Annotated in this window: 20 protein-coding genes; all 20 read left to right on the top strand. The window is 60.7% G+C overall.

Annotation, left to right across the window (positions count from 1 at the left end; translation table 11 throughout):
* Positions 1 to 6 precede the first annotated feature (6 nt).
* A complete protein-coding gene (gene pseB, locus AC07Y2_RS13365; RefSeq protein WP_103385723.1) occupies positions 7 to 1,008 on the top strand; it encodes a UDP-N-acetylglucosamine 4,6-dehydratase (inverting) in 1,002 nt (333 codons plus the stop codon).
* Positions 1,005 to 2,162 (top strand): UDP-4-amino-4,6-dideoxy-N-acetyl-beta-L-altrosamine transaminase, encoded by a 1,158-nt coding sequence (pseC, locus tag AC07Y2_RS13360; RefSeq protein ID WP_103385722.1) that lies wholly within the window; start codon positions 1,005 to 1,007, stop codon positions 2,160 to 2,162. Before pseB ends, pseC begins: the two co-directional genes overlap by 4 nt.
* Before the next feature lie 31 nt (positions 2,163 to 2,193).
* Positions 2,194 to 2,814 (top strand): pseudaminic acid biosynthesis-associated methylase, encoded by a 621-nt coding sequence (locus AC07Y2_RS13355; RefSeq protein WP_011333034.1) that lies wholly within the window; start codon positions 2,194 to 2,196, stop codon positions 2,812 to 2,814.
* Positions 2,811 to 3,506: a pseudaminic acid cytidylyltransferase gene (pseF, locus tag AC07Y2_RS13350; protein ID WP_103385721.1), complete on the top strand. Its 696-nt coding sequence runs from the start codon at positions 2,811 to 2,813 to the stop codon at positions 3,504 to 3,506. Before AC07Y2_RS13355 ends, pseF begins: the two co-directional genes overlap by 4 nt.
* On the top strand, positions 3,503 to 5,005 hold the full coding sequence (pseG, locus tag AC07Y2_RS13345; protein ID WP_103385720.1) for a UDP-2,4-diacetamido-2,4,6-trideoxy-beta-L-altropyranose hydrolase: 1,503 nt from the start codon (positions 3,503 to 3,505) through the stop codon (positions 5,003 to 5,005). The genes pseF and pseG overlap by 4 nt, the downstream gene beginning before the upstream one ends.
* Positions 5,002 to 6,054, top strand: coding sequence for a pseudaminic acid synthase (pseI, locus tag AC07Y2_RS13340; protein WP_103385719.1), 1,053 nt, complete (start codon positions 5,002 to 5,004; stop codon positions 6,052 to 6,054). The genes pseG and pseI overlap by 4 nt, the downstream gene beginning before the upstream one ends.
* 226 nt (positions 6,055 to 6,280) lie before the next feature.
* Positions 6,281 to 7,207, top strand: a complete 927-nt coding sequence (locus AC07Y2_RS13335) for a ketoacyl-ACP synthase III (protein ID WP_039765565.1) — start codon at positions 6,281 to 6,283, stop codon at positions 7,205 to 7,207.
* 86 nt (positions 7,208 to 7,293) lie between these two features.
* Positions 7,294 to 8,586 (top strand): motility associated factor glycosyltransferase family protein, encoded by a 1,293-nt coding sequence (locus AC07Y2_RS13330; RefSeq protein ID WP_103385718.1) that lies wholly within the window; start codon positions 7,294 to 7,296, stop codon positions 8,584 to 8,586.
* The gene (locus AC07Y2_RS13325) at positions 8,583 to 8,849 is read left to right on the top strand and encodes a hypothetical protein (protein ID WP_064378614.1); all 267 of its coding nucleotides are present in this window, start codon (positions 8,583 to 8,585) and stop codon (positions 8,847 to 8,849) included. The genes AC07Y2_RS13330 and AC07Y2_RS13325 overlap by 4 nt, the downstream gene beginning before the upstream one ends.
* Positions 8,850 to 9,092: 243 nt before the next feature.
* A complete protein-coding gene (locus AC07Y2_RS13320) occupies positions 9,093 to 9,953 on the top strand; it encodes a flagellin domain-containing protein (protein ID WP_007958307.1) in 861 nt (286 codons plus the stop codon).
* A gap of 71 nt (positions 9,954 to 10,024) precedes the next feature.
* Positions 10,025 to 10,381: a flagellar protein FlaG gene (locus AC07Y2_RS13315; protein ID WP_039765579.1), complete on the top strand. Its 357-nt coding sequence runs from the start codon at positions 10,025 to 10,027 to the stop codon at positions 10,379 to 10,381.
* 80 nt (positions 10,382 to 10,461) lie between these two features.
* Entirely contained in the window at positions 10,462 to 11,925 is a 1,464-nt protein-coding gene (gene fliD / locus AC07Y2_RS13310) for a flagellar filament capping protein FliD (RefSeq protein ID WP_103385717.1), read from the top strand.
* A 129-nt stretch (positions 11,926 to 12,054) separates the two neighbouring features.
* The gene (gene fliS / locus AC07Y2_RS13305) at positions 12,055 to 12,453 is read left to right on the top strand and encodes a flagellar export chaperone FliS (RefSeq protein ID WP_007958302.1); all 399 of its coding nucleotides are present in this window, start codon (positions 12,055 to 12,057) and stop codon (positions 12,451 to 12,453) included.
* Positions 12,454 to 12,463: 10 nt separating this feature from the next.
* Positions 12,464 to 12,760, top strand: coding sequence for a flagellar protein FliT (gene fliT / locus AC07Y2_RS13300; RefSeq protein ID WP_007958300.1), 297 nt, complete (start codon positions 12,464 to 12,466; stop codon positions 12,758 to 12,760).
* Positions 12,761 to 12,932: 172 nt separating this feature from the next.
* The gene (locus AC07Y2_RS13295) at positions 12,933 to 14,408 is read left to right on the top strand and encodes a sigma-54 dependent transcriptional regulator (RefSeq protein WP_039765583.1); all 1,476 of its coding nucleotides are present in this window, start codon (positions 12,933 to 12,935) and stop codon (positions 14,406 to 14,408) included.
* 110 nt (positions 14,409 to 14,518) lie between these two features.
* Positions 14,519 to 15,730: a sensor histidine kinase gene (locus AC07Y2_RS13290; protein ID WP_039765586.1), complete on the top strand. Its 1,212-nt coding sequence runs from the start codon at positions 14,519 to 14,521 to the stop codon at positions 15,728 to 15,730.
* A gap of 5 nt (positions 15,731 to 15,735) precedes the next feature.
* Positions 15,736 to 17,127, top strand: a complete 1,392-nt coding sequence (locus AC07Y2_RS13285) for a sigma-54-dependent transcriptional regulator (protein WP_103385777.1) — start codon at positions 15,736 to 15,738, stop codon at positions 17,125 to 17,127.
* A gap of 127 nt (positions 17,128 to 17,254) precedes the next feature.
* Positions 17,255 to 17,584 carry a flagellar hook-basal body complex protein FliE gene (gene fliE, locus AC07Y2_RS13280; RefSeq protein WP_011333048.1) on the top strand — a complete coding sequence of 110 codons (330 nt, stop codon included), beginning with the start codon at positions 17,255 to 17,257 and terminating at the stop codon, positions 17,582 to 17,584.
* Between the two features lie 15 nt (positions 17,585 to 17,599).
* Positions 17,600 to 19,387, top strand: a complete 1,788-nt coding sequence (gene fliF, locus AC07Y2_RS13275; RefSeq protein ID WP_007958290.1) for a flagellar basal-body MS-ring/collar protein FliF — start codon at positions 17,600 to 17,602, stop codon at positions 19,385 to 19,387.
* A complete protein-coding gene (gene fliG, locus AC07Y2_RS13270) occupies positions 19,380 to 20,399 on the top strand; it encodes a flagellar motor switch protein FliG (RefSeq protein ID WP_007958288.1) in 1,020 nt (339 codons plus the stop codon). Before fliF ends, fliG begins: the two co-directional genes overlap by 8 nt.
* Positions 20,400 to 20,402 lie beyond the last annotated feature (3 nt).

Here is a 20,402-nt window from a genome sequence, read left to right as displayed (position 1 = left end):
CAAGACATGTTCAACGGTAAATCGATTTTCATCTCCGGTGGCACCGGCTCGTTCGGGCGCAAGTTCATCGCGCGCCTGCTCGAGCAATACCAGCCCAAGCGCGTGGTGGTGTTCTCCCGGGATGAGCTCAAGCAATACGAAATGCAGCAGGCGTTCAACGCGCCGTGCATGCGTTACTTCCTCGGTGACGTGCGCGACGCTGATCGCCTGCGTCAGGCCATGCGCGGCATCGATTACGTGGTGCATGCCGCAGCTTTGAAGCAAGTGCCGGCGGCGGAATACAACCCGACCGAATGCATCCGCACCAACGTCAACGGCGCGGAAAACATCATCGCCGCCGCCATCGACAACGGCGTGAAGAAAGTCGTCGCGCTGTCCACCGACAAGGCCGCCAGCCCGATCAACCTGTACGGCGCCACCAAGTTGCTGTCGGACAAGTTGTTCGTGGCGGCCAACAACATTGCCGGTGAACAGCAGACGCGTTTTGCCGTGGTGCGCTACGGCAACGTCGCCGGTTCACGCGGGTCAGTGGTGCCGTTTTTCAGCAAACTGATCGCCGACGGTGCGACAGAGCTGCCGATCACTGACGAGCGCATGACCCGCTTCTGGATCACCCTCGATCACGGCGTGCAGTTCGTGCTCGACAGCTTTGCGCGGATGCACGGCGGCGAAGTGTTCGTGCCGAAGATCCCGTCGATCCGCGTGGTCGATCTCGCGCGGGGAATGGCCGAGCACCTGCCGCACAAGAACGTCGGCATTCGTCCGGGCGAGAAGCTGCACGAGTTGATGGTGCCGCTGGACGATGCGCGGATGACCCTGGAATTTGCCGATCACTACACCATCCAGCCGTCGATTCGTTTCACCAGCGTCGACGTGGATTTTGCCGAGGACAAACTCGGTGAGCGTGGGGTGCCGGTCGGCGAAGACTTCGAGTACCGCTCCGACACCAACCCGCACTTCCTTTCGGTGGGGCAGATCGCCGACCTGCACGCGAAGCTGTCGGTATGATTCCCTACGGCCGGCAAAGCCTCGATCAGGCGGACATCGACGCGGTCGTCGAGGTGTTGCAGTCCGACTGGTTGACCCAGGGGCCGACCATCGAACGCTTCGAGCAGGCGATGGCCGAGCGTTGTCAGGCCGATTTCGCCGTGGCGGTGTGCAACGCCACGGCGGCGCTGCACATTGCCTGCATGGCCGCGGAGCTGGGACCTGGCGACCGCTTGTGGACCACGCCGAATACCTTTCTCGCGTCGGCCAATTGCGGCCGTTATTGCGGTGCCGACGTTGACTTCGTGGACATCGACCCGCTGACCTGGAACCTCGATGCTGAAGTTCTGGCGAGCAAACTTGATGCTGCCGAGCGCGACGGCACCTTGCCCAAAGTACTGGTGGCGGTCGCGTTCTCCGGGCAGAGCTGCGACATGCGGCGGATTGCCGAACTGGCCGTGCGCTACAACTTCACCGTCATTGAAGATGCCTCCCACGCGGTCGGCGCCCGTTACGCCGGGCGCCCGGTGGGCTGCGGTGAATTTGCCGCGATGACCGTGTTCAGTTTTCATCCGGTGAAGATCATCACCAGCGGCGAGGGCGGCATGGTGCTGACCAATCGCCCGGAACTGGCCGAGCGTCTGCAACGCCTGCGCAGCCACGGCATGACCCGCGATCCGCAGCAGATGACCGAACCCAGCCACGGCCCGTGGTACTACCAGCAGGTCGAGCTCGGGTTCAATTACCGGATCACCGATCTGCAAGCTGCGCTGGGCCTGTCGCAGCTGAACAAACTGGACGAGTTCATTGCCCGTCGTCGGGAGCTGGCCGCGCGTTACGACCGTCTGCTGGCGTACTTGCCTGTCACCGTGCCGAGCCTCCAGCCGGAAGCCAAATCGGCCTGGCATCTTTATGTGGTGCGTTTGCAGACCGAGCGCATCAGCCTCAGTCACCGTCAGGTGTTCGAAGGCTTGCGTGCCGCCGGCATCGGCGTGAACCTGCACTACATTCCGCTGCATTTGCAGCCGTACTATCGTGATCTGGGTTTTGCCGAGGGAGACTTTCCCGAAGCCGAGCGTTATTACGCCGAAGCGATCAGCCTGCCGCTGTTCCCGTTGCTGAGCGATCAGCAGCAGGACTACGTGGTCGAGCAATTGCGTCGGTTGACTGAATGATTGCCGCCGTGGCGGTGGATGGAAAACGGTAATGCGTGATCTGAGCGAGCAGGAACAATTCTGGCAGGGCGAATTCGGTAACCAGTACGTTGACCGCAACGTCGGCCAGCCACTGGTGGCGGCCAATCTGGCGTTGTTCGCCAAGGCGCTGACCCGGGCCGGGCGGATCGACAGCCTGCTGGAGCTGGGCACCAACGCCGGCAACAACTTGCAGGCGCTGCGTCAGCTGTTGCCCCGCTGCGAGCTGTTCGGGGTCGAAATCAATGCCAGTGCCTGTGCCCAGGCGCGTGCGCTGGAGATTGCGAACATCTGGCACGGTTCGCTGTTCGACTTTCCCCGTGAACGCCAATACGACCTGACCCTGAGCAAAGGCGTGCTGATCCATCTGGCGCCGGAGCTACTGGCGACGGCGTATGCGCAGTTGTATGCGTTGAGTTCGCGCTACATCTTGATCGCCGAGTACTACAATCCGTCGCCGGTGGAAGTGTCCTATCGCGGCAACAGCGGCAAGCTGTTCAAGCGTGATTTCGCCGGGGAAATGCTTGATCGCTATCCCGATCTGCAACTGCTGGATTACGGCTTCGGTTATCACCGCGATCCGCAATTTCCGGTGGACGACATCACCTGGTTCCTGCTGGAAAAACGTCCTTGAACAACGTCGCAATCATCCCGGCCCGCGGGGGCAGCAAACGCATCCCGCGCAAGAATCTCAAGCCGTTCGACGGTGTGCCGATGATTGTCCGTTCGATTCGTACGGCCCTCGATTCAGGCTTGTTCGAGCAGGTGGTGGTCAGCACCGACGACGCAGAGATCGCCGACATGGCGCGAGCCAACGGTGCTCAGGTGCCGTTCATGCGTCCGGCGGAACTGGCCGATGATTTCACCGCTACTGCGGCGGTGATCGCGCATGCCCTGCTGCAACTGCCGGCCTTCGAATACGCCTGCTGTGTGTACGCTACGGCGCCGCTGTTGCAGGCGCGGTTTCTACGTCAGGGCCTGGAGTTGCTGGCGCAGCATCCGGACAAGTCCTTTGCTTTTTCAGTCACCGATTTCGGCTTTCCGGTGCAGCGCGCCCTGACCCTGGACGGGCAGGGCGCACTGACGGCGTTGTACCCCGAGTTTCGCAATACCCGTTCGCAGGATCTGCCGGCTGCCTTTCAGGATGCCGGCCAGTTCTATTGGGGTCGCCGCGAGGCGTGGCTGGGTAGCGAGGTGTTGTATTCGCCGGCCAGTCTGCCGGTGATCCTGCCCCGGCATCTGGTGCAGGACATCGATACCGCCGAAGACTGGAAGCGCGCCGAGTACCTCTACGCCGCCCTCAAGGCTGGTGGAGAGTTGCAATGAGAGTGCTGATCCGCGCCGACGCCTCGCCGACCATCGGCAGTGGCCACATCGCCCGGTGCCTGACACTGGCGCGAGTACTGCGCACGCAAGGCAGTCATGTCGCGTTCGCCTGTCGTCGTTTGCCGGGGCATCGGCTTGATGCGTTGCAGCGCGAGGGTTTCGAGACCTTCGCGTTGCCGGATCGCTATGCCGGTGAAGACCCGGAGCAGGCCATCGAATCGATGCTGCCGTGGCAGGCGGATATCGATGCACTGGCGGCGCAACTGGAAGGGCAGCCCGGATTTGACTGGGTCGTCGCCGACCATTACGGCCTCGACCATCACTGGCAGACTGCAGCTCGTCGCTTCGCACCACGGGTCGCCGCCGTCGATGATCTGGCGACCCGCCGCTACAGCGTGGACCTGTTGCTCAATCAGAACCTCTCCGGGCTCAGCGAAAATTATCAGCCGCTGCTGCCGGCCGGGTGCCGAACGCTACTCGGTCCGCGCTTCGCCATGTTGCGCGAAGAGTTCAGTGCTCCGGCCATCGAGATCAAACCGGTGGCGCGCCGGGTGCTGGTGAATTTCGGCGGCTTTGATGCGGCACGCCAGACTCATCACGCGATGCTGGCGCTGGCGGATTTTTCGGCGCTTGAAGTGGATTTCGTCGCCGGCGCTGACAACCCGGCCTGGGCAGAGATGCAGGCGCTGGCCGAAACGCGGCCGCACTGGCGCCTGCACAGTTTTGTCAGCGATTTTCATCGGCGCATGACCGAGGCCGACCTGTTTATCGGTGCCGGCGGCGGCACCAGTTGGGAACGCGCGGCCCTGGGCCTGCCGACGATCTGCATTGCGGTGTCGAACAACCAACAGGCCAACGGCGAGGTGATGGCGGCGGCCGGGGCGCATGTGTTCATGGGCGCGCGCGAGCAGGTCAGCGTCGAGCAACTGCGCGATGCCATCGGCTTTGTCGTGGGCAACTTTTATCTGCGCCAGAGCCTGGCCGAGCGTTCGCGGCAACTGGTCGACGGACGCGGTGCGCTGCGGGTGGCGACGGCACTGGCCGGCGCGGTGCTCAAGTTGCGTCCGGCGACGCCGGATGACGCGCAGTTGCTGTTCGACGGACGCAATGCCGAGGCGGTGCGCCGCTGGTCGCTGGACAGCGCTGCGATTGACTGGACGCAACATGTGAACTGGCTGGGCGCGAGCCTGCGCAATCCTCAGCGGTTGCTGCTGGTGGCCGAGGCGGATGACGGCCCGGTCGGTGTCCTGCGCTACGATTTGCGCGGCTTTGAGGCAGAGGTTTCGCTGTATCTGCTCGAGGGGCGTTTCTGCCTCGGCTGGGGCAGGGCGCTGCTGGCACAGGGCGAAGCCTTTGTGGCAGCGCACTGGCCGCAAATGACCGCCATTACCGCCCAGGTCTTGCCGGCCAATCAGCCCTCGATGAATGTTTTCCGTGACGCCGGGTTCACCCAGAGTGCCTGCGCGTTCACCAAGGTTTTGAAGGAATCCCGTCAATGAGCAGTTTCAAGATCGGCAGCCGCCGGATCGGTGCCGATGCGCCGCCGTTCATCATCGCTGAAATGAGCGGCAACCATAACCAGTCGCTGGACGTCGCCTTGCAGATTGTCGAAGCGGCGGCCAAGGCCGGTGCCCATGCCTTGAAGCTGCAAACCTACACCGCCGAAACCATGACCCTGGATCTGGCGGAAGGCGAATTCTTCATCAAGGATCCGAACAGCCTGTGGGCCGGCACCTCGCTCTATGACCTGTATGAAAAGGCCCACACACCCTGGGAATGGCATGTGCCGATCTTCGCCCGGGCCAGGGAATTGGGCATGCTCGCGTTTTCGACACCGTTCGATGACAGCGCCGTGGACTTTCTCGAAAGCCTTGATGTGCCGGCCTACAAGATCGCCAGTTTCGAGAACACCGATCTGCCGTTGATCCGCCGTGTCGCAGCGACCGGCAAACCGCTGATCATTTCCACCGGCATGGCCAGCCTCGCCGAACTCGATGAAACCGTGCGCGCCGCCCGTGAGGCGGGATGCAAGGATCTGGTGCTGCTCAAGTGCACCAGCACCTACCCGGCGACCCCGACCAACAGCAACGTGCGCACGATCCCGCATCTGCGTGAGTTGTTCGGTTGTGAGGTCGGGCTGTCAGACCATTCGATGGGCGTTGGCGTATCGGTGGCGGCGGTGGCGCTGGGCGCGACGGTGGTAGAAAAACACTTCACCCTCGACCGTGCGGCCGGCGGGGTTGACGCCAGTTTCTCGCTGGAACCGGCGGAACTGGCCAGTCTGGTGGTCGAGACCGAGCGCGCCTGGCAGGCCATGGGCCAGGTGCATTACGGCGTGACCGAGGCTGAGCAAAAGTCGCTGGTCTACCGCCGGTCGCTGTACGTCACGACCGATATGGCGACCGGTGAACCCTTCACGGTGGCTAATGTGCGCGCCATTCGTCCCGGTCTCGGCTTGCCGCCCAAGCACACCGATGCCGTCCTCGGGCGTCGTGCGCGCCAGCCGATCAAACGTGGTACGCCGCTGGACTGGTCATTGGTCGAATGACCCGATCTGTCATCGATTCGGCAAAATAGCGTGACCTGCGAGTCATAACGCGCATCTTCACTGTATTGTAATGACCGGGGAGATGGCGCCTGGCCCGTTTTCGGTTCCAGTGATAGCCCTTTGCGCTCCCCGTGGCTGCCCGTTGTGGCGGCCGTTTTCTGTTTGTCGGCGCCCCTCGAATCCTTGCGAGCGGTGGTATTGGGCTGTTTATTATTGGGAAGCCGTAATGATTGGCATAAAAAGCATTGCGAGCTACGTTCCTGTAGCCGGCGTGGACAATTACGCACAAGGTGCAAAATTCGAGAAGGATGAAGAATTCATCCTCGGCAAGATCGGTTCGGCCTTCCTCCCACGCAAAGACGCGGAACAGGAAACCTCCGATCTGTGCGTTGAAGCGGCCAATGCGCTGTTTGCCAACAACCCTGAACTGAAGCGTGAATCCATCGATGCGCTGATCGTCGTCACACAGAACGGTGACGAAGAAGGCCTGCCGCACACCGCTGCCATCGTCCAGGACAAACTCGGTCTGCCGACCCATGTCGCGGCGTTCGATATTTCCCTCGGCTGCTCCGGTTACGTCTACGGCATCTACGCGATCAAAGGCTTCATGGAAGCCGCCGGCCTGAAGAATGGGCTGTTGATCACCGCCGACCCGTATTCGAAGATCGTCGATCCGGAAGACCGCAACACCACCATGCTGTTCGGCGATGCCGCCACTGCCACCTGGATGGGCGAAGACCCGGTCTGGGCGCTGGGCAAGGCCAAGTTCGGCACTGACGGTTCCGGCGCACCGCACTTGAAAGTCACCGATGGCGTGTTCTTCATGAACGGCCGTCAGGTGTTCAACTTCGCACTGCTCAAGGTGCCTGCGCATCTGCACGAACTGCTCGACGATTCCGGTCTGAAGGCCGATGACATCGATGCCTTCTGCATTCACCAGGGCAGTGCGGCGATTGTCGACGCCGTGGCGCGGCGGTTCGAAGGCGAGCCGGAGAAGTTCATCAAGGACATGGTCGAGACCGGCAACACCGTGTCGTCCAGTGTGCCGCTGCTGCTGGAAAAACACGTGATGGATTCCGACTGGAACCGCATCGCGATCAGTGGTTTCGGCGTCGGTCTGTCGTGGGGTTCGGCGATTATTTATCGTCCTTGAATCGGTTAAAAACGGCGGATACAAAAATAGCGTTCAAGGGTTAACCTTGAACGCTATTTTTTTGCCTGAAGGGAGCGCGAGGCGCCATGAGTGAGTTTTTCCAGGCCAATGCTGAAGTCGTCGAGCGACGCTGGCCGGCGCTGTTCGCACGATTGCTCGGCGAAGACAGTTCGGCGATCGAGGCTGAGCTGACGCAGGGGCTGGGCTCGACGCTGAGCATTGGCGGCATTCAGCTCACCAGCCGGCATGACCGTGTCCGCGAGGCACAGATTCAGGCTGCCACCCTGCCGGCGGACAAGCCGCAACTGCATGTCTACGGCACCGGCCTCGGGGACTTGCCCACGGTGCTGCTGGAGCGCACCGGGCTCGAACGCCTGTATGTGCACATCCTCAACGGCGCGCTGTTTGCCCTGGTGCTGCAATTGATCGATCAACGGGAGTGGTTGCAGGACCCGCGGGTTGAATTGCTCTACGCCGGCGACCTGTCCGACATCTGCACGCCGTTTTTCGCCTTGCCCGCCGAGATGCTGCTGGCCGATGACTTCAACGCGAAGATTCGTGATCGGCTGGTCAGCGAAGTGCACCTGAGCTTCAACAATCGTGAGTTCGATCCGCAGTCACCGTTCATACAACAGCGTCTGCGCGACTGCTTGCCTGTGTTGCTCGCCGATGATGATGTGGCGATCTTGTTCGGCACCTGTGCCGGTCGGGAGATCTATGTGATCGGCACCGGGCCGACGCTGGAACAGCATTTCGAACGTCTGGCCGCGATCCGCGAGCGGGCCGGGCGTCCGTTGTTCATTTGTGTCGATACCGCGTACCGGCCGCTGCGCGAGCACGGGATCGTGCCCGACTATGTGGTGAGCATCGATCAGCGCATCAGCTTCCGGCATTTGCCCTTCGAGGAATCCGACGGCATCCCGCTGGTGTATCTGCCGATGAGTGACCCGCAGGTGTTGAGGGCCTGGAAGGGCAGGCGTTATGGCGCTTACTCGGCCAGTCCGGTCTATGCGGCATTGCGTGAGCAGCACCCGAGGGCGCTGCTGCATGTGGGTGGCAGCGTGATTCACCCGGCCGTGGACCTGGCTGTGAAGATGGGCGCTGCACGCATCACCCTGTTCGGCGCCGATTTTGCCTTCCCGATGAACAAAACCCATGCCGGCTGGAATGACGGTGACCTCGGGCCGTCGGTGAATCAGGCGCGGCACTGGGTGCGTGACGGATATGGCCAGCGTGTCAGTACCCAGCTCAATTTTCGCGGTTACCTGTGCGTGCTGGAGCGATACATCGCCAGTCAGCCGCAGGTGGCGTTCTTCAACAGCAGCCGCGCGGGGGCGCAGATTGCCGGTACAGCGTTCAATCAGGAGTTTGTGCAATGACTGCGCTGAAAGGCTGGGTAGACGAGTGCCACCAGTGTGCCGGGCTGTTCCGCTTGGGACGTGACGTCGAGGCCGCGTTGACCATGGTCGATGTATTCGAGGGCGCGCAGCGGTCATTGCAGTCGGCCGGTGTACAGAAGCAGCACGCCTGGGCGCAGTTGCTCACGCAGATGCTCGAGTGCCAGGAGCGTCAGGACTGGTTGGGACTTGCCGATTTCATGGAGTACGAGTTGATTCGATTGCTGGAAGAATCGTCCGCCTGACGAGGGGCGAAGGCGCTGGCCCGCCGGTTTGCGCCATGGACGGTTTTATGACGTCATTTTTTCGAGGGTAAAGTGCTGCTAAGTCTTTGTTTTCTAGGGGGTGGCAGGGTGATGGCAAATTTTTTCAAAAAAGCCCTCAAGCAACCTGCAAACCCGACGATAACTATTACGAAGGTTCTCTAGGCCATACCCGGCGGTTGCCAGGGCCGGAAGCCGCAGTACCCAACCAACGAGGAATTCGTCATGGCTTTAACAGTAAACACCAACACCACGTCGTTGAACGTTCAGAAAAACCTGAACCGCGCTTCCGACGCTCTGTCGACTTCGATGCAGCGCCTGTCTTCCGGCCTGAAAATCAACAGCGCTAAAGACGACGCCGCTGGCCTGCAGATCTCCAACCGTATGTCTTCCCAGATCCGCGGTAACACCCAGGCAATCCAGAACGCCAACGACGGTATCTCCGTTGCCCAGACCGCTGAAGGCGCTCTGCAAGCTTCAACCGACATTCTGCAGCGTATGCGTGAACTGGCTGTTAAAGCACGTAACGGTACCAACGGCACTGCTGACCAGACCGCTACCAACGCTGAATTCGCTCAGATGTCCGACGAGATCACCCGTATCTCGGCTGCTACCAACCTGAACGGCAAAAACCTGCTGGACGGTTCGGCTGGTACTGTGACCCTGCAAGTGGGCGCAAACACCGGTTCGGCTAACCACATCGACCTGGTACTGAGCTCCAAGTTCGACGCCGTCAGCCTGTCCGTAGGCAGCGGTACTGTAGTTCTGACCGGTACTACCGGTACTGGCGCTGGTTCTGCTTCGCAGAACATCGACAACGCGATCACTGCAATCGACGCCGCTATCGCTGCAATCGGTGCAACTCGTGCCAGCCTGGGTGCTTCGCAAAACCGTCTGACCAGCACCATCCAGAACTTGCAGAACATCACCGAGAACACCACTGCTGCACAAGGTCGCGTACAAGATACCGACTTCGCCGCAGAGACTGCTAACCTGACCAAGCAGCAAACCCTGCAACAGGCTTCGACCTCTGTTCTGGCTCAAGCCAACCAACTGCCTTCCGCTGTACTGAAGCTGCTTCAGTAATTTCGGAATGAGTTTTAGCGGGGGAGTGCGCTTGCGTGCTCTCTCGCTTTTTACGTTATGAGGTGATGAGCATGGACATGAGCGTCAAGCTTAACGTGTCTTATCCGGCTCCCAAGCCAGTCAATACCGTTGCCGACAAGCCGTCGGAAACCAAGCCTCAGACCGTTGATGCTGTTCCTGCCTCGAAAAAGAGTCAGGAGTCAGATGAGACCAAGCTGAAGCTGGCGGTGCAGGAGATCGAGAAGTTCGTTCAGTCGATCAAGCGCAATCTGGAGTTCTCGATCGACGAGCATTCCGGCAAGGTCATCGTCAAGGTGATCGCAAGCGAGACGGGCGAGGTCGTACGACAGATCCCTTCCGCAGAAGCCCTCAAGCTGGCAGACAGCCTCGCCAACGCAAGTCACGTGTTGTTCGACGCCAAAGTCTGATAGCTGGCATGAATAGTGTTTGAAGTTCTTTAGACGCAGGTATTGGTCAAAAGACTGGCAACAACCCAAGGGAGATGCACATGGCAAGTCCAATTTTACCGGGTTCTGGCCTGGGTTCCGGCCTGGACATCGGTGCGATCGTTACTGCGCTGGTCAACGCCGACAAGTCGCCGAAGCAGACGCAGATCGACAATGCGACGAAAACCAACACGCTGAAGATTTCCGGTGTAGGTACGCTGAAGAGTGCGCTGACGGCATTCCAGACCGCGATGACCAATCTGGGCAGCAAGACCAACCCAGCGTTTGCCGGTTACACGGCGACTTCGGGTAATCCAACTGTTCTGGGCGCTACTTCGGATAACACCGCGGTCTCGGGTACTTACAGTGTTGTTGTGAATAATCTGGCCACCGGCTCGAAAGTAGCCAGTGCATCCTTTGCCGGCGGTGCTGCCAGTGCCATTCCGAGTGGTACCCTGAAAATCAGTCAGAATGGCACTGATTACAATGTCACGATCCCGGCCAATGCGACCCTGCAGAGCACTCGTGATGCCATCAACACGGCTCAGGGTGTCAATGGTATCTCTGCCAACATCGTGACGGACAGCACCGGTGCCTCGCGCCTGGTGATCAGTTCGAGCAAGACTGGCGCAGGCTCTGACTTGAGTGTGAGCGGCATTGCCGGTCTGGAAATCGATGGCACCAAAACAATGGGTGCCACTCCGGCGGCGGGTGATTCCGGAGCGGTCAACGGGCTCGCCAAAGATGCATCGCTGACCATCGATGGGCTGACAGTGACCAGCAAGAGCAACACGGTGACCGGCGCCATCAGTGGTTTGTCGTTGAACCTGCTGACTGTCCCGAATCCGCAAGGCACGCCTGTTGTGGTGAGCGTCGACACGAACACCAAAGGTCTGCAGACGTCTGTCCAGGCTTTCGTCGATGCCTACAACACGTTGAAGACCACCATCGACACCCTGTCCAAGGCGACGCCGGATGAAGATGGCAAGCTGACTGTTCAGGCGGCTTTTACCGGTGACTCCCTGCCGCGTTCGCTGATTGCCGATATCCGTAGCCAATTGACCATGCCGAGCGGGACCAGCACCGGTCCGATGGCCTACCTGTCGCAATTGGGCGTGATGACTGACAAGCTCACCGGTAACCTGACATTCGACACCGTTGCATTCAACAAGACCATGTCCACGCCGGGCATGACCGGTCAGGTCCAGCAGATGTTTACGGGTACCAACGACACCAACGGTTTGTTGGCGCGCATGAGCAAGGCGGTGGATCCGTACCTGAAGCCTCCTGCCGGTAGTCTCCCTACCGCCGCGGGCTTGCTTGATCAGCGCATGGCGATCCTGAACAACAACACCAAGAGCCTGACCAGTCAGCAACTGGCGCTCGATCTGCGTGTTGCCAACCTGACCAAGACGTTGACTGCAAAATACAACGCCATGGACTTGCTGGTAGGCCAGATGAAGTCTACGGCGAGCAACATCACGTCGTTCTTCGCCTCGCTCAACGCTCAGCAATCCGCGAAGTAACATGCAAGAGCGACAAAAACCCGGCTACGCTTTCGAGCGTGCGCCGGGTTTTTGTCTTGTGGTCTAAAGTTTTTCGACTCGCTGGCGATACACTGTTCATACGAGTCATTGTGGCAAATGAGGTAGAACATGAATCCGATGTTAGCCCTTCGGCAATACCAGAAAGTAGGCGCGCACGCTCAGACATCTGAAGCGAGCCCTCATCGCCTGGTGCAAATGCTGATGGAAGGCGGCCTGGACCGTATCGCTCAGGCCAAAGGTGCGATCGAGCGCAAGGATATTCCTGCCAAGTGCACGTCGATCAGCAAGGCCATCGGCATCGTCAGCGGACTGCGCGAAGGCCTGGATCTGGAAAATTCCGCGGATACGCTGGCTGATCTGGACGGTCTTTACATCTACATGATGAAGCGTCTCGCCGAGGCGAACATCAGCAGCGATCCGCGCATTCTTGATGAGGTTGCCGGCTTGCTGAGCACCGTCAAGGAAGGCTGGGATGCGATCGCACCTGCGCCCGCTCCGCAGTTCTGAGGAGATCACCATGAGTCTTGTTTTGCAGCGAATTGAAGAAACCCGAGCAGCCTTGGTCGGAGCCCTGGCCGAGCGCAATTGGGAGGCGATCGGTCAACTGGACCTCGATTGCCGTTCCTGCATGGAAGATGTCTTGAGTGAAGCTTCGGTGGACGAGGTCGCGCTGCGCGATAATCTTGAGGAGTTGCTGCATGTCTACAAGCAGCTTCTGGAAGTGGCGATGGGTGAGCGTCAGGCGATAGTCGACGAGATGTCGCAGATCACCCAAGCGCAGAACGCGGCAAAGGTTTACCATCTGTTTGGTTAATTAACCCTCAGTTAATCCAGACATGTGCGCCATAAATTTGACTGTGCACGGTTTTTTGACTTAACTAGTGGCTGTTTTCAGATTTCAGGCGTCTACAGGCACAAGGTGTCCTGCAAGCGTCTCGCTTGCCCCTCATTTTGGGCATTGAGTTGACTAGGGAAGTTGCTATTGCATGTGGCGTGAAACCAAAATTCTGCTGATCGATGACGATAGCGTCCGCCGCCGCGACCTGGCGGTGATCTTAAATTTTCTTGGCGAAGAAAATTTACCCTGCGGAAGCCATGACTGGCAGCAGGCAGTCGGCTCTTTGTCGTCTAGTCGTGAGGTCATTTGCGTACTGATCGGGACGGTCAATGCTCCTGGTGCGCTTTTGGGCTTGCTAAAGACACTCTCAACCTGGGATGAGTTCCTTCCGGTTTTGCTGATGGGCGATAATTCTTCGGTGGACCTGCCCGAAGACCAGCGCCGCCGGGTGCTTTCGACCCTCGAAATGCCACCGAGCTACAGCAAACTGCTGGACTCCCTGCACCGTGCCCAGGTCTATCGCGAGATGTACGACCAGGCCCGCGAGCGCGGCCGTCATCGCGAACCCAACCTGTTCCGCAGCCTGGTCGGCACCAGCCGCGCGATCCAGCATGTGCGTCAGATGATGCAGCAAGTCGCCGACACCGACGCCAGCGTTCTGATCCTCGGCGAGTCCGGTACTGGCAAGGAAGTGGTTGCACGCAACCTGCATTACCACTCCAAGCGCCGCGACGCGCCGTTCGTACCGGTCAACTGCGGGGCGATCCCGGCCGAGTTGCTGGAAAGCGAATTGTTCGGTCACGAGAAGGGCGCCTTCACCGGCGCGATCACCAGCCGTGCCGGCCGCTTCGAGCTGGCCAACGGCGGTACGCTGTTCCTCGACGAAATCGGCGACATGCCGCTGCCGATGCAGGTCAAGCTGCTGCGCGTGCTGCAGGAGCGCACCTTCGAGCGCGTGGGCAGCAACAAGACCCAGAGCGTCGACGTGCGCATCATCGCCGCGACCCACAAGAATCTCGAAAGCATGATCGAGATCGGCACCTTCCGCGAAGACCTCTACTATCGCCTGAACGTGTTCCCGATCGAGATGGCGCCGCTGCGTGAGCGCGTCGAAGACATTCCGTTGCTGATGAACGAGCTGATCTCGCGCATGGAGCACGAGAAGCGCGGTTCGATCCGCTTCAACTCCGCCGCAATCATGTCCTTGTGCCGCCATGGCTGGCCAGGCAACGTCCGCGAACTGGCCAACCTGGTGGAGCGCATGGCGATCATGCACCCGTACGGGGTGATCGGCGTGGTCGAGTTGCCGAAGAAATTCCGCTACGTCGACGACGAAGACGAGCAGATGGTCGACAGCCTGCGCAGCGATCTGGAAGAGCGCGTGGCGATCAACGGCCATACGCCGGACTTCAGCGCCAACGCCCTGTTGCCGCCGGAAGGTCTCGACCTGAAGGACTACCTCGGTGGTCTGGAGCAGGGCCTGATCCAGCAGGCGCTGGACGATGCCAACGGCATCGTGGCGCGTGCGGCCGAGCGTCTGCGCATTCGCCGCACCACGCTGGTGGAGAAGATGCGCAAGTACGGCATGAGCCGTCGTGAAGGTGATGAACAGGCGGATGATTGACGCCTGTTTTTCAACTGCTTCATTTATAAGTGGTTTTTTTTAGGCACGGGTATTGCTACATCCCTCGCAACGTTCCGTTTCACTGACGGTCAGCCAAGCGAGAAAGCACAATGCCCCAAGCCTCCCAGATGTCTTCTGTTCCCGAGTCCTCGGGGCAACTGCCGTCCGTAGAGCAGGCGAGCCGCCAGGGGCTTGAGCAGGCATTCGCCCTGTTCAACCAGATGTCCAGCCAGTTGACCGACTCCTACAGCATGCTCGAAGCCCGGGTCACCGAGCTCAAGGGCGAGCTGGCCGTGGTCAGTGCCCAGCGCATGCAGGAACTGGCGGAAAAAGAACGCCTGGCCAACCGTCTGCAAAACCTCCTCGACCTGTTGCCCGGTGGCGTCATCGTCATCGACGGCCATGGCATTGTGTGCGAGGCCAATCCTGCCGCCATCGAATTGCTCGGTCTGCCGCTGGAAGGCGAGCTGTGGCGCCACGTTATCACCCGTTGCTTCGCGCCCCGTGAAGATGACGGTCACGAAATTTCCTTGAAAAACGGTCGACGCCTGTCGATTGCCACCCGCTCGCTGGATGCCGAGCCGGGGCAGTTGGTGCTGCTCAACGACCTGACTGAAACCCGTCACTTGCAGGATCAGCTGGCGCGCCACGAGCGATTGTCGTCCCTGGGGCGGATGGTCGCGTCGCTGGCTCATCAGATCCGCACACCGTTGTCCGCCGCCTTGCTGTACGCCAGTCACTTGACCGAGCAGGAATTGCCGGTCGCCACTCAGCAGCGTTTTGCCGGTCGCCTCAAGGAGCGTCTGCACGAGCTGGAGCATCAGGTGCGCGACATGCTGGTCTTCGCCCGTGGCGAGCTGCCGCTGACCGATCGTGTCACACCGAATGCCTTGATGCAGTCGTTGCAGGCCGCGGCGCTGACCCATGTGCAGGATCTGCCGATCCGCTGGCAATGCGACAGCCATGCCGGCGAGTTGCTTTGCAATCGCGACACGCTGGTCGGGGCGCTGCTCAATCTGATTGAAAACGCGATTCAGGCGAGTGCCGGTGAGGTGCGTCTGAAGGTGCATTGCTATACCCGCGACAACACCTTGCGTTTGTGTGTCAGCGACAGCGGCAGCGGTATTGATGCGGCAGTGCTGGCGCGGCTGGGCGAGCCGTTTTTCACCACCAAAGTCACCGGGACCGGCCTGGGCCTGACCGTGGTCAAGGCCGTGGCGCGTGCGCATCAGGGAGAATTGCAGCTGCGTTCGCGGGTCGGGCGCGGTACGTGCGCGCAGGTCATCCTGCCGTTGTTTTCTGCTGTTCAGGGAGCTGAGTGAAGGTCATGGGCATCAAGGTTCTGCTGGTCGAAGACGACCGCTCGTTGCGCGAAGCGCTGGCCGATACGCTGCTGCTGGCCGGTCACGACTATCACGCAGTGGGTTCGGCCGAAGAGGCGCTGAGCGCCGTCGAGCGCGAAGCGTTCAGTCTGGTGGTCAGCGACGTCAACATGCCGGGTATGGACGGCCATCAATTGCTCGGCCTGCTGCGCGCGCGACAACCGCAATTGCCGGTGCTGCTGATGACCGCCCATGGTGCGGTCGAGCGCGCAGTCGATGCGATGCGTCAAGGCGCGGCGGATTATCTGGTCAAGCCGTTCGAACCCAAGGCTCTGCTGGATCTGGTGGCGCGTCACGCCTTGGGCAGCCTTGGCGTCAGTGATACCGAAGGCCCGGTCGCGGTCGAGCCCGCCAGTGCTCAATTGCTGGATCTGGCGGCGCGAGTCGCGCGCAGCGATTCCACTGTGCTGATTTCCGGCGAGTCCGGCACCGGCAAGGAAGTGCTGGCGCGCTACATTCACCAGCAATCCCATCGTGCCAGTCAGCCGTTCATTGCGATCAACTGCGCGGCGATCCCCGACAACATGCTCGAAGCCACCCTGTTCGGTCACGAAAAGGGCTCGTTCACTGGCGCCATCGCGGCCCAGGCCGGGAAGTTCGAACAGGCGGACGGCGGCACCATTCTGCTCGATGAAATTTCCGAAATGCCCCTGGGTCTGCAAGCCAAACTGCTGCGCGTGTTGCAAGAGCGGGAAGTGGAGCGGGTCGGTGCACGCAAGCCGATCACCCTCGATATTCGCGTGGTGGCGACCACCAACCGTGATCTGGCCGGTGAAGTGGCGGCGGGGCGGTTCCGTGAGGATCTCTATTACCGTCTTTCGGTATTTCCGTTGGCCTGGCGTCCGTTGCGCGAGCGCACCGCCGATATCCTGCCGCTGGCCGAGCGTCTGTTGGCCAAACACGTCAATAAAATGAAGCATGCGACGGCGAAGTTCTCGCCCGAGGCGCAAGCGTGCCTGATCGGTTATCCGTGGCCGGGCAACGTGCGCGAGCTGGATAACGCGGTCCAGCGGGCCTTGATTCTGCAGCAGGGCGGCTTGATCCAGCCGCAGGATTTCTGTCTCTCCGGGCCTGCGTTATTCGCTCCATTGCCGGCGGCCGTTCCGGCAACGCCGGTCATTCGTGAAGTCGAAATCGAGGCCGATTCGGCCGGTGCGCTGGGCGATGACCTGCGTCGGCGCGAGTTCCAGATGATCATCGACACCCTGCGTACCGAGCGCGGTCGGCGCAAGGAGGCCGCGGAAAAACTCGGCATCAGCCCGCGCACCCTGCGTTACAAACTGGCGCAAATGCGCGATGCGGGCATGGATGTCGAAGGCTACCTGTTCGCCACCTGACCGGTTGCGCAAACGTTTGAAACGGCTTTTCTGAAAGCGGTGCCATGAGCTGGCACCGTTGTTGCTAACACCTGAGTACCCGCCGAGTGAGTGTCAAAAAATTGCGGGCCGCCCAAGAGAGTAGACCATGAGCCAAGGTATTGAATTTAATCGGTTGATGATGGACATGAAGGCCATGCAAATGGACGCCATGTCGAAGCCGAAATCGACTTCCGCTGTCCCGGAAGTGGCAGGCAGCAACTTTTCCGACATGCTCGGTCAAGCCATCAACAAAGTGAACGATACCCAGCAGGCGTCGAGCCAATTGGCCAACGCGTTCGAGATCGGCAAGAGCGGCGTCGATCTGACGGACGTGATGATTGCCTCGCAAAAGGCCAGCGTGTCGTTCCAGGCTCTGACCCAGGTGCGCAACAAGCTGGTTCAGGCTTATCAAGACATCATGCAGATGCCGGTTTAAGGACGAGATTGAGTCATGGCAGAAGCAGTCGCCGATAACGTTCCGGCCAAGGCCACCCCGATAGACGGCAAACCGCCGTTGTTCGGCCTGTCCTTCCTGGAAAACCTCTCCGAGATGACCGTGCTGCGTCAGGTGGGCCTGTTGGTCGGCCTGGCCGCGAGCGTGGCGATTGGCTTTGCCGTGGTGCTGTGGTCGCAGCAACCGGACTACCGGCCTCTGTACGGCAGCCTTGCCGGCATGGACGCCAAGCAGGTCATGGACACCCTGGCCTCCGCCGACATTCCCTACACCGTCGAACCGAATTCCGGCGCCTTGCTGGTCAAGGCCGATGACCTGTCCCGTGCGCGGCTCAAGCTCGCGGCCGCTGGTGTCACTCCCAGCGACGGCAACATCGGTTTCGAAATTCTCGACAAGGAACAGGGTCTGGGCACCAGCCAGTTCATGGAAGCGACCCGTTATCGTCGCGGCCTGGAAGGCGAACTGGCCCGCACCATTTCCAGCCTGAACAACGTCAAGGGCGCGCGCGTTCACCTGGCGATCCCGAAAAGTTCGGTGTTCGTGCGTGATGAACGCAAGCCAAGCGCTTCGGTACTGGTCGAGCTGTACTCCGGTCGTTCGCTGGAGCCAGGCCAGGTCGTCGCCATCATCAACCTGGTGGCCACCTCCGTTCCCGAGCTGAGCAAATCGCAGATCACCGTCGTCGACCAGAAGGGCAACCTGCTGTCGGATCAGGCGGAAAACTCCGAAATGACCATGGCCGGCAAGCAGTTCGACTACAGCCGCCGCATGGAAAGCATGCTCACCCAGCGCGTGCACAACATTCTGCAACCGGTACTGGGCAACGATCGCTACAAGGCTGAAGTCTCGGCTGATGTCGATTTCAGTGCCGTCGAATCGACCGCCGAACAGTTCAACCCGGATCAACCGGCCCTGCGCAGCGAACAGTCGGTCAACGAACAACGCACTGCCAGCAATGGCCCGCAAGGTGTGCCGGGTGCCTTGAGCAACCAGCCACCTTCGCCGGCTTCGGCGCCGCAGACCACCGGTGGCGCAGCCGCCCCGGCGAGCATGGTGCAGCCAGGCCAGCCACTGGTTGATGCCAACGGTCAGCAGATCATGGACCCGGCCACCGGCCAGCCGATGCTCGCGCCGTACCCGGCGGACAAGCGTCAACAATCCACCAAGAACTTCGAACTCGACCGTTCCATCAGCCACACCAAACAGCAGCAGGGTCGCCTGAATCGCCTGTCGGTGTCGGTGGTGGTGGACGATCAGGTCAAGATCAACCCGGCCAACGGCGAAACAACTCGCGCGCCGTGGAGCGCCGACGAATTGGCGCGCTTCACCCGTCTGGTACAGGACGCCGTCGGCTTCGACGCCAGCCGTGGCGACAGCGTCAGCGTGATCAACATGCCGTTCTCCGCCGAGCGCGGCGAAGTGATCGCCGACATTCCGTTCTACTCCCAGCCATGGTTCTGGGACATCGTCAAGCAAGTGCTGGGCGTGTTGTTCATCCTGGTGCTGGTGTTCGGCGTGCTGCGTCCGGTGCTCAACAACATCACCGGTGGCGGCAAAAGCAAGGAGCTGGCCGGTCTGGGCGGCGACATGGAACTCGGTGGCATGGGCGGTCTGGACGGTGAACTGTCCAACGATCGCGTCAGCCTCGGCGGCCCGACCAGCATCCTGCTGCCGAGCCCGAGCGAGGGTTATGACGCTCAGTTGAACGCAATCAAGAGTCTGGTGGCAGAAGACCCGGGTCGTGTGGCCCAGGTCGTGAAAGAGTGGATTAACGCAGATGAGTGATAACCGAGCCGCCGTCGCCAAACTGTCCCGGGTCGATAAAGCCGCGATTCTGCTGCTGTCCCTGGGTTCGACCGATGCCGCACAAGTGCTGCGCCACATGGGCCCCAAAGAGGTCCAGCGAGTCGGCGTGGCCATGGCCCAGATGGGCAACGTCCACCGTGAGCAGGTCGAGCAGGTCATGAGCGAGTTCGTCGACATCGTCGGCGACCAGACCAGCCTGGGCGTCGGCTCCGACGACTACGTGCGCAAAATGCTCACCCAGGCCCTGGGTGAAGACAAGGCCAACGGCCTGATCGACCGCATTCTGCTGGGCGGCAACACCAGTGGCCTCGACAGCCTGAAATGGATGGAGCCGCGCGCCGTTGCCGACGTGATCCGTTACGAACACCCGCAGATCCAGGCGATCGTGGTCGCGTACCTCGATCCGGATCAGGCCGGTGAAGTGCTGGGCAACTTCGACCACAAGGTGCGTCTGGACATTATCCTGCGCGTCTCGTCGTTGAACACCGTGCAGCCGGCCGCGCTGAAAGAATTGAACCAGATCCTCGAGAAGCAGTTCTCCGGCAACTCGAACGCTTCGCGCACCACCCTGGGTGGCATCAAGCGGGCGGCGGACATCATGAACTTCCTCGACAGCTCGATCGAAGGCCAGCTCATGGACTCGATCCGCGAAGTCGACGAAGACCTGTCCGGTCAGATCGAAGACCTCATGTTCGTGTTCAACAACCTGGCCGATGTCGACGACCGCGGGATCCAGGCACTGTTGCGCGAAGTCTCTTCCGACGTGCTGGTGCTGGCCCTCAAGGGTTCGGACGAAGGCGTCAAGGAGAAGATTTTCAAGAACATGTCCAAGCGTGCCGCCGAACTGCTGCGCGACGACCTCGAGGCCAAGGGCCCGGTGCGCGTCAGCGATGTGGAGACCGCGCAGAAGGAAATCCTCACCATCGCCCGCCGTATGGCCGAAGCCGGAGAAATCGTGCTCGGTGGCAAGGGCGGCGAGGAAATGATCTAAGCC

Source organism: Pseudomonas sp. GW456-12-1-14-TSB6, from assembly GCF_059424205.1.
Note: the sequence above shows the minus strand (reverse complement) of the source record. Positions and strands in the feature narration are given on the sequence as shown.

Bases quoted from the DNA above. Each gene is read 5' to 3' on its own strand.
- pseB (WP_103385723.1), top strand. From the start codon at position 7: ATGTTCAACGGTAAATCGATTTTCATCTCCGGTGGCACCGGCTCGTTC.
- pseC (WP_103385722.1), top strand. From the start codon at position 1,005: ATGATTCCCTACGGCCGGCAAAGCCTCGATCAGGCGGACATCGACGCG.
- AC07Y2_RS13355 (WP_011333034.1), top strand. From the start codon at position 2,194: ATGCGTGATCTGAGCGAGCAGGAACAATTCTGGCAGGGCGAATTCGGT.
- pseG (WP_103385720.1), top strand. From the start codon at position 3,503: ATGAGAGTGCTGATCCGCGCCGACGCCTCGCCGACCATCGGCAGTGGC.
- pseI (WP_103385719.1), top strand. From the start codon at position 5,002: ATGAGCAGTTTCAAGATCGGCAGCCGCCGGATCGGTGCCGATGCGCCG.
- AC07Y2_RS13335 (WP_039765565.1), top strand. From the start codon at position 6,281: ATGATTGGCATAAAAAGCATTGCGAGCTACGTTCCTGTAGCCGGCGTG.
- AC07Y2_RS13330 (WP_103385718.1), top strand. From the start codon at position 7,294: ATGAGTGAGTTTTTCCAGGCCAATGCTGAAGTCGTCGAGCGACGCTGG.
- AC07Y2_RS13325 (WP_064378614.1), top strand. From the start codon at position 8,583: ATGACTGCGCTGAAAGGCTGGGTAGACGAGTGCCACCAGTGTGCCGGG.
- AC07Y2_RS13320 (WP_007958307.1), top strand. From the start codon at position 9,093: ATGGCTTTAACAGTAAACACCAACACCACGTCGTTGAACGTTCAGAAA.
- AC07Y2_RS13315 (WP_039765579.1), top strand. From the start codon at position 10,025: ATGGACATGAGCGTCAAGCTTAACGTGTCTTATCCGGCTCCCAAGCCA.
- fliD (WP_103385717.1), top strand. From the start codon at position 10,462: ATGGCAAGTCCAATTTTACCGGGTTCTGGCCTGGGTTCCGGCCTGGAC.
- fliS (WP_007958302.1), top strand. From the start codon at position 12,055: ATGAATCCGATGTTAGCCCTTCGGCAATACCAGAAAGTAGGCGCGCAC.
- fliT (WP_007958300.1), top strand. From the start codon at position 12,464: ATGAGTCTTGTTTTGCAGCGAATTGAAGAAACCCGAGCAGCCTTGGTC.
- AC07Y2_RS13295 (WP_039765583.1), top strand. From the start codon at position 12,933: ATGTGGCGTGAAACCAAAATTCTGCTGATCGATGACGATAGCGTCCGC.
- AC07Y2_RS13290 (WP_039765586.1), top strand. From the start codon at position 14,519: ATGCCCCAAGCCTCCCAGATGTCTTCTGTTCCCGAGTCCTCGGGGCAA.
- AC07Y2_RS13285 (WP_103385777.1), top strand. From the start codon at position 15,736: ATGGGCATCAAGGTTCTGCTGGTCGAAGACGACCGCTCGTTGCGCGAA.
- fliE (WP_011333048.1), top strand. From the start codon at position 17,255: ATGAGCCAAGGTATTGAATTTAATCGGTTGATGATGGACATGAAGGCC.
- fliF (WP_007958290.1), top strand. From the start codon at position 17,600: ATGGCAGAAGCAGTCGCCGATAACGTTCCGGCCAAGGCCACCCCGATA.
- fliG (WP_007958288.1), top strand. From the start codon at position 19,380: ATGAGTGATAACCGAGCCGCCGTCGCCAAACTGTCCCGGGTCGATAAA.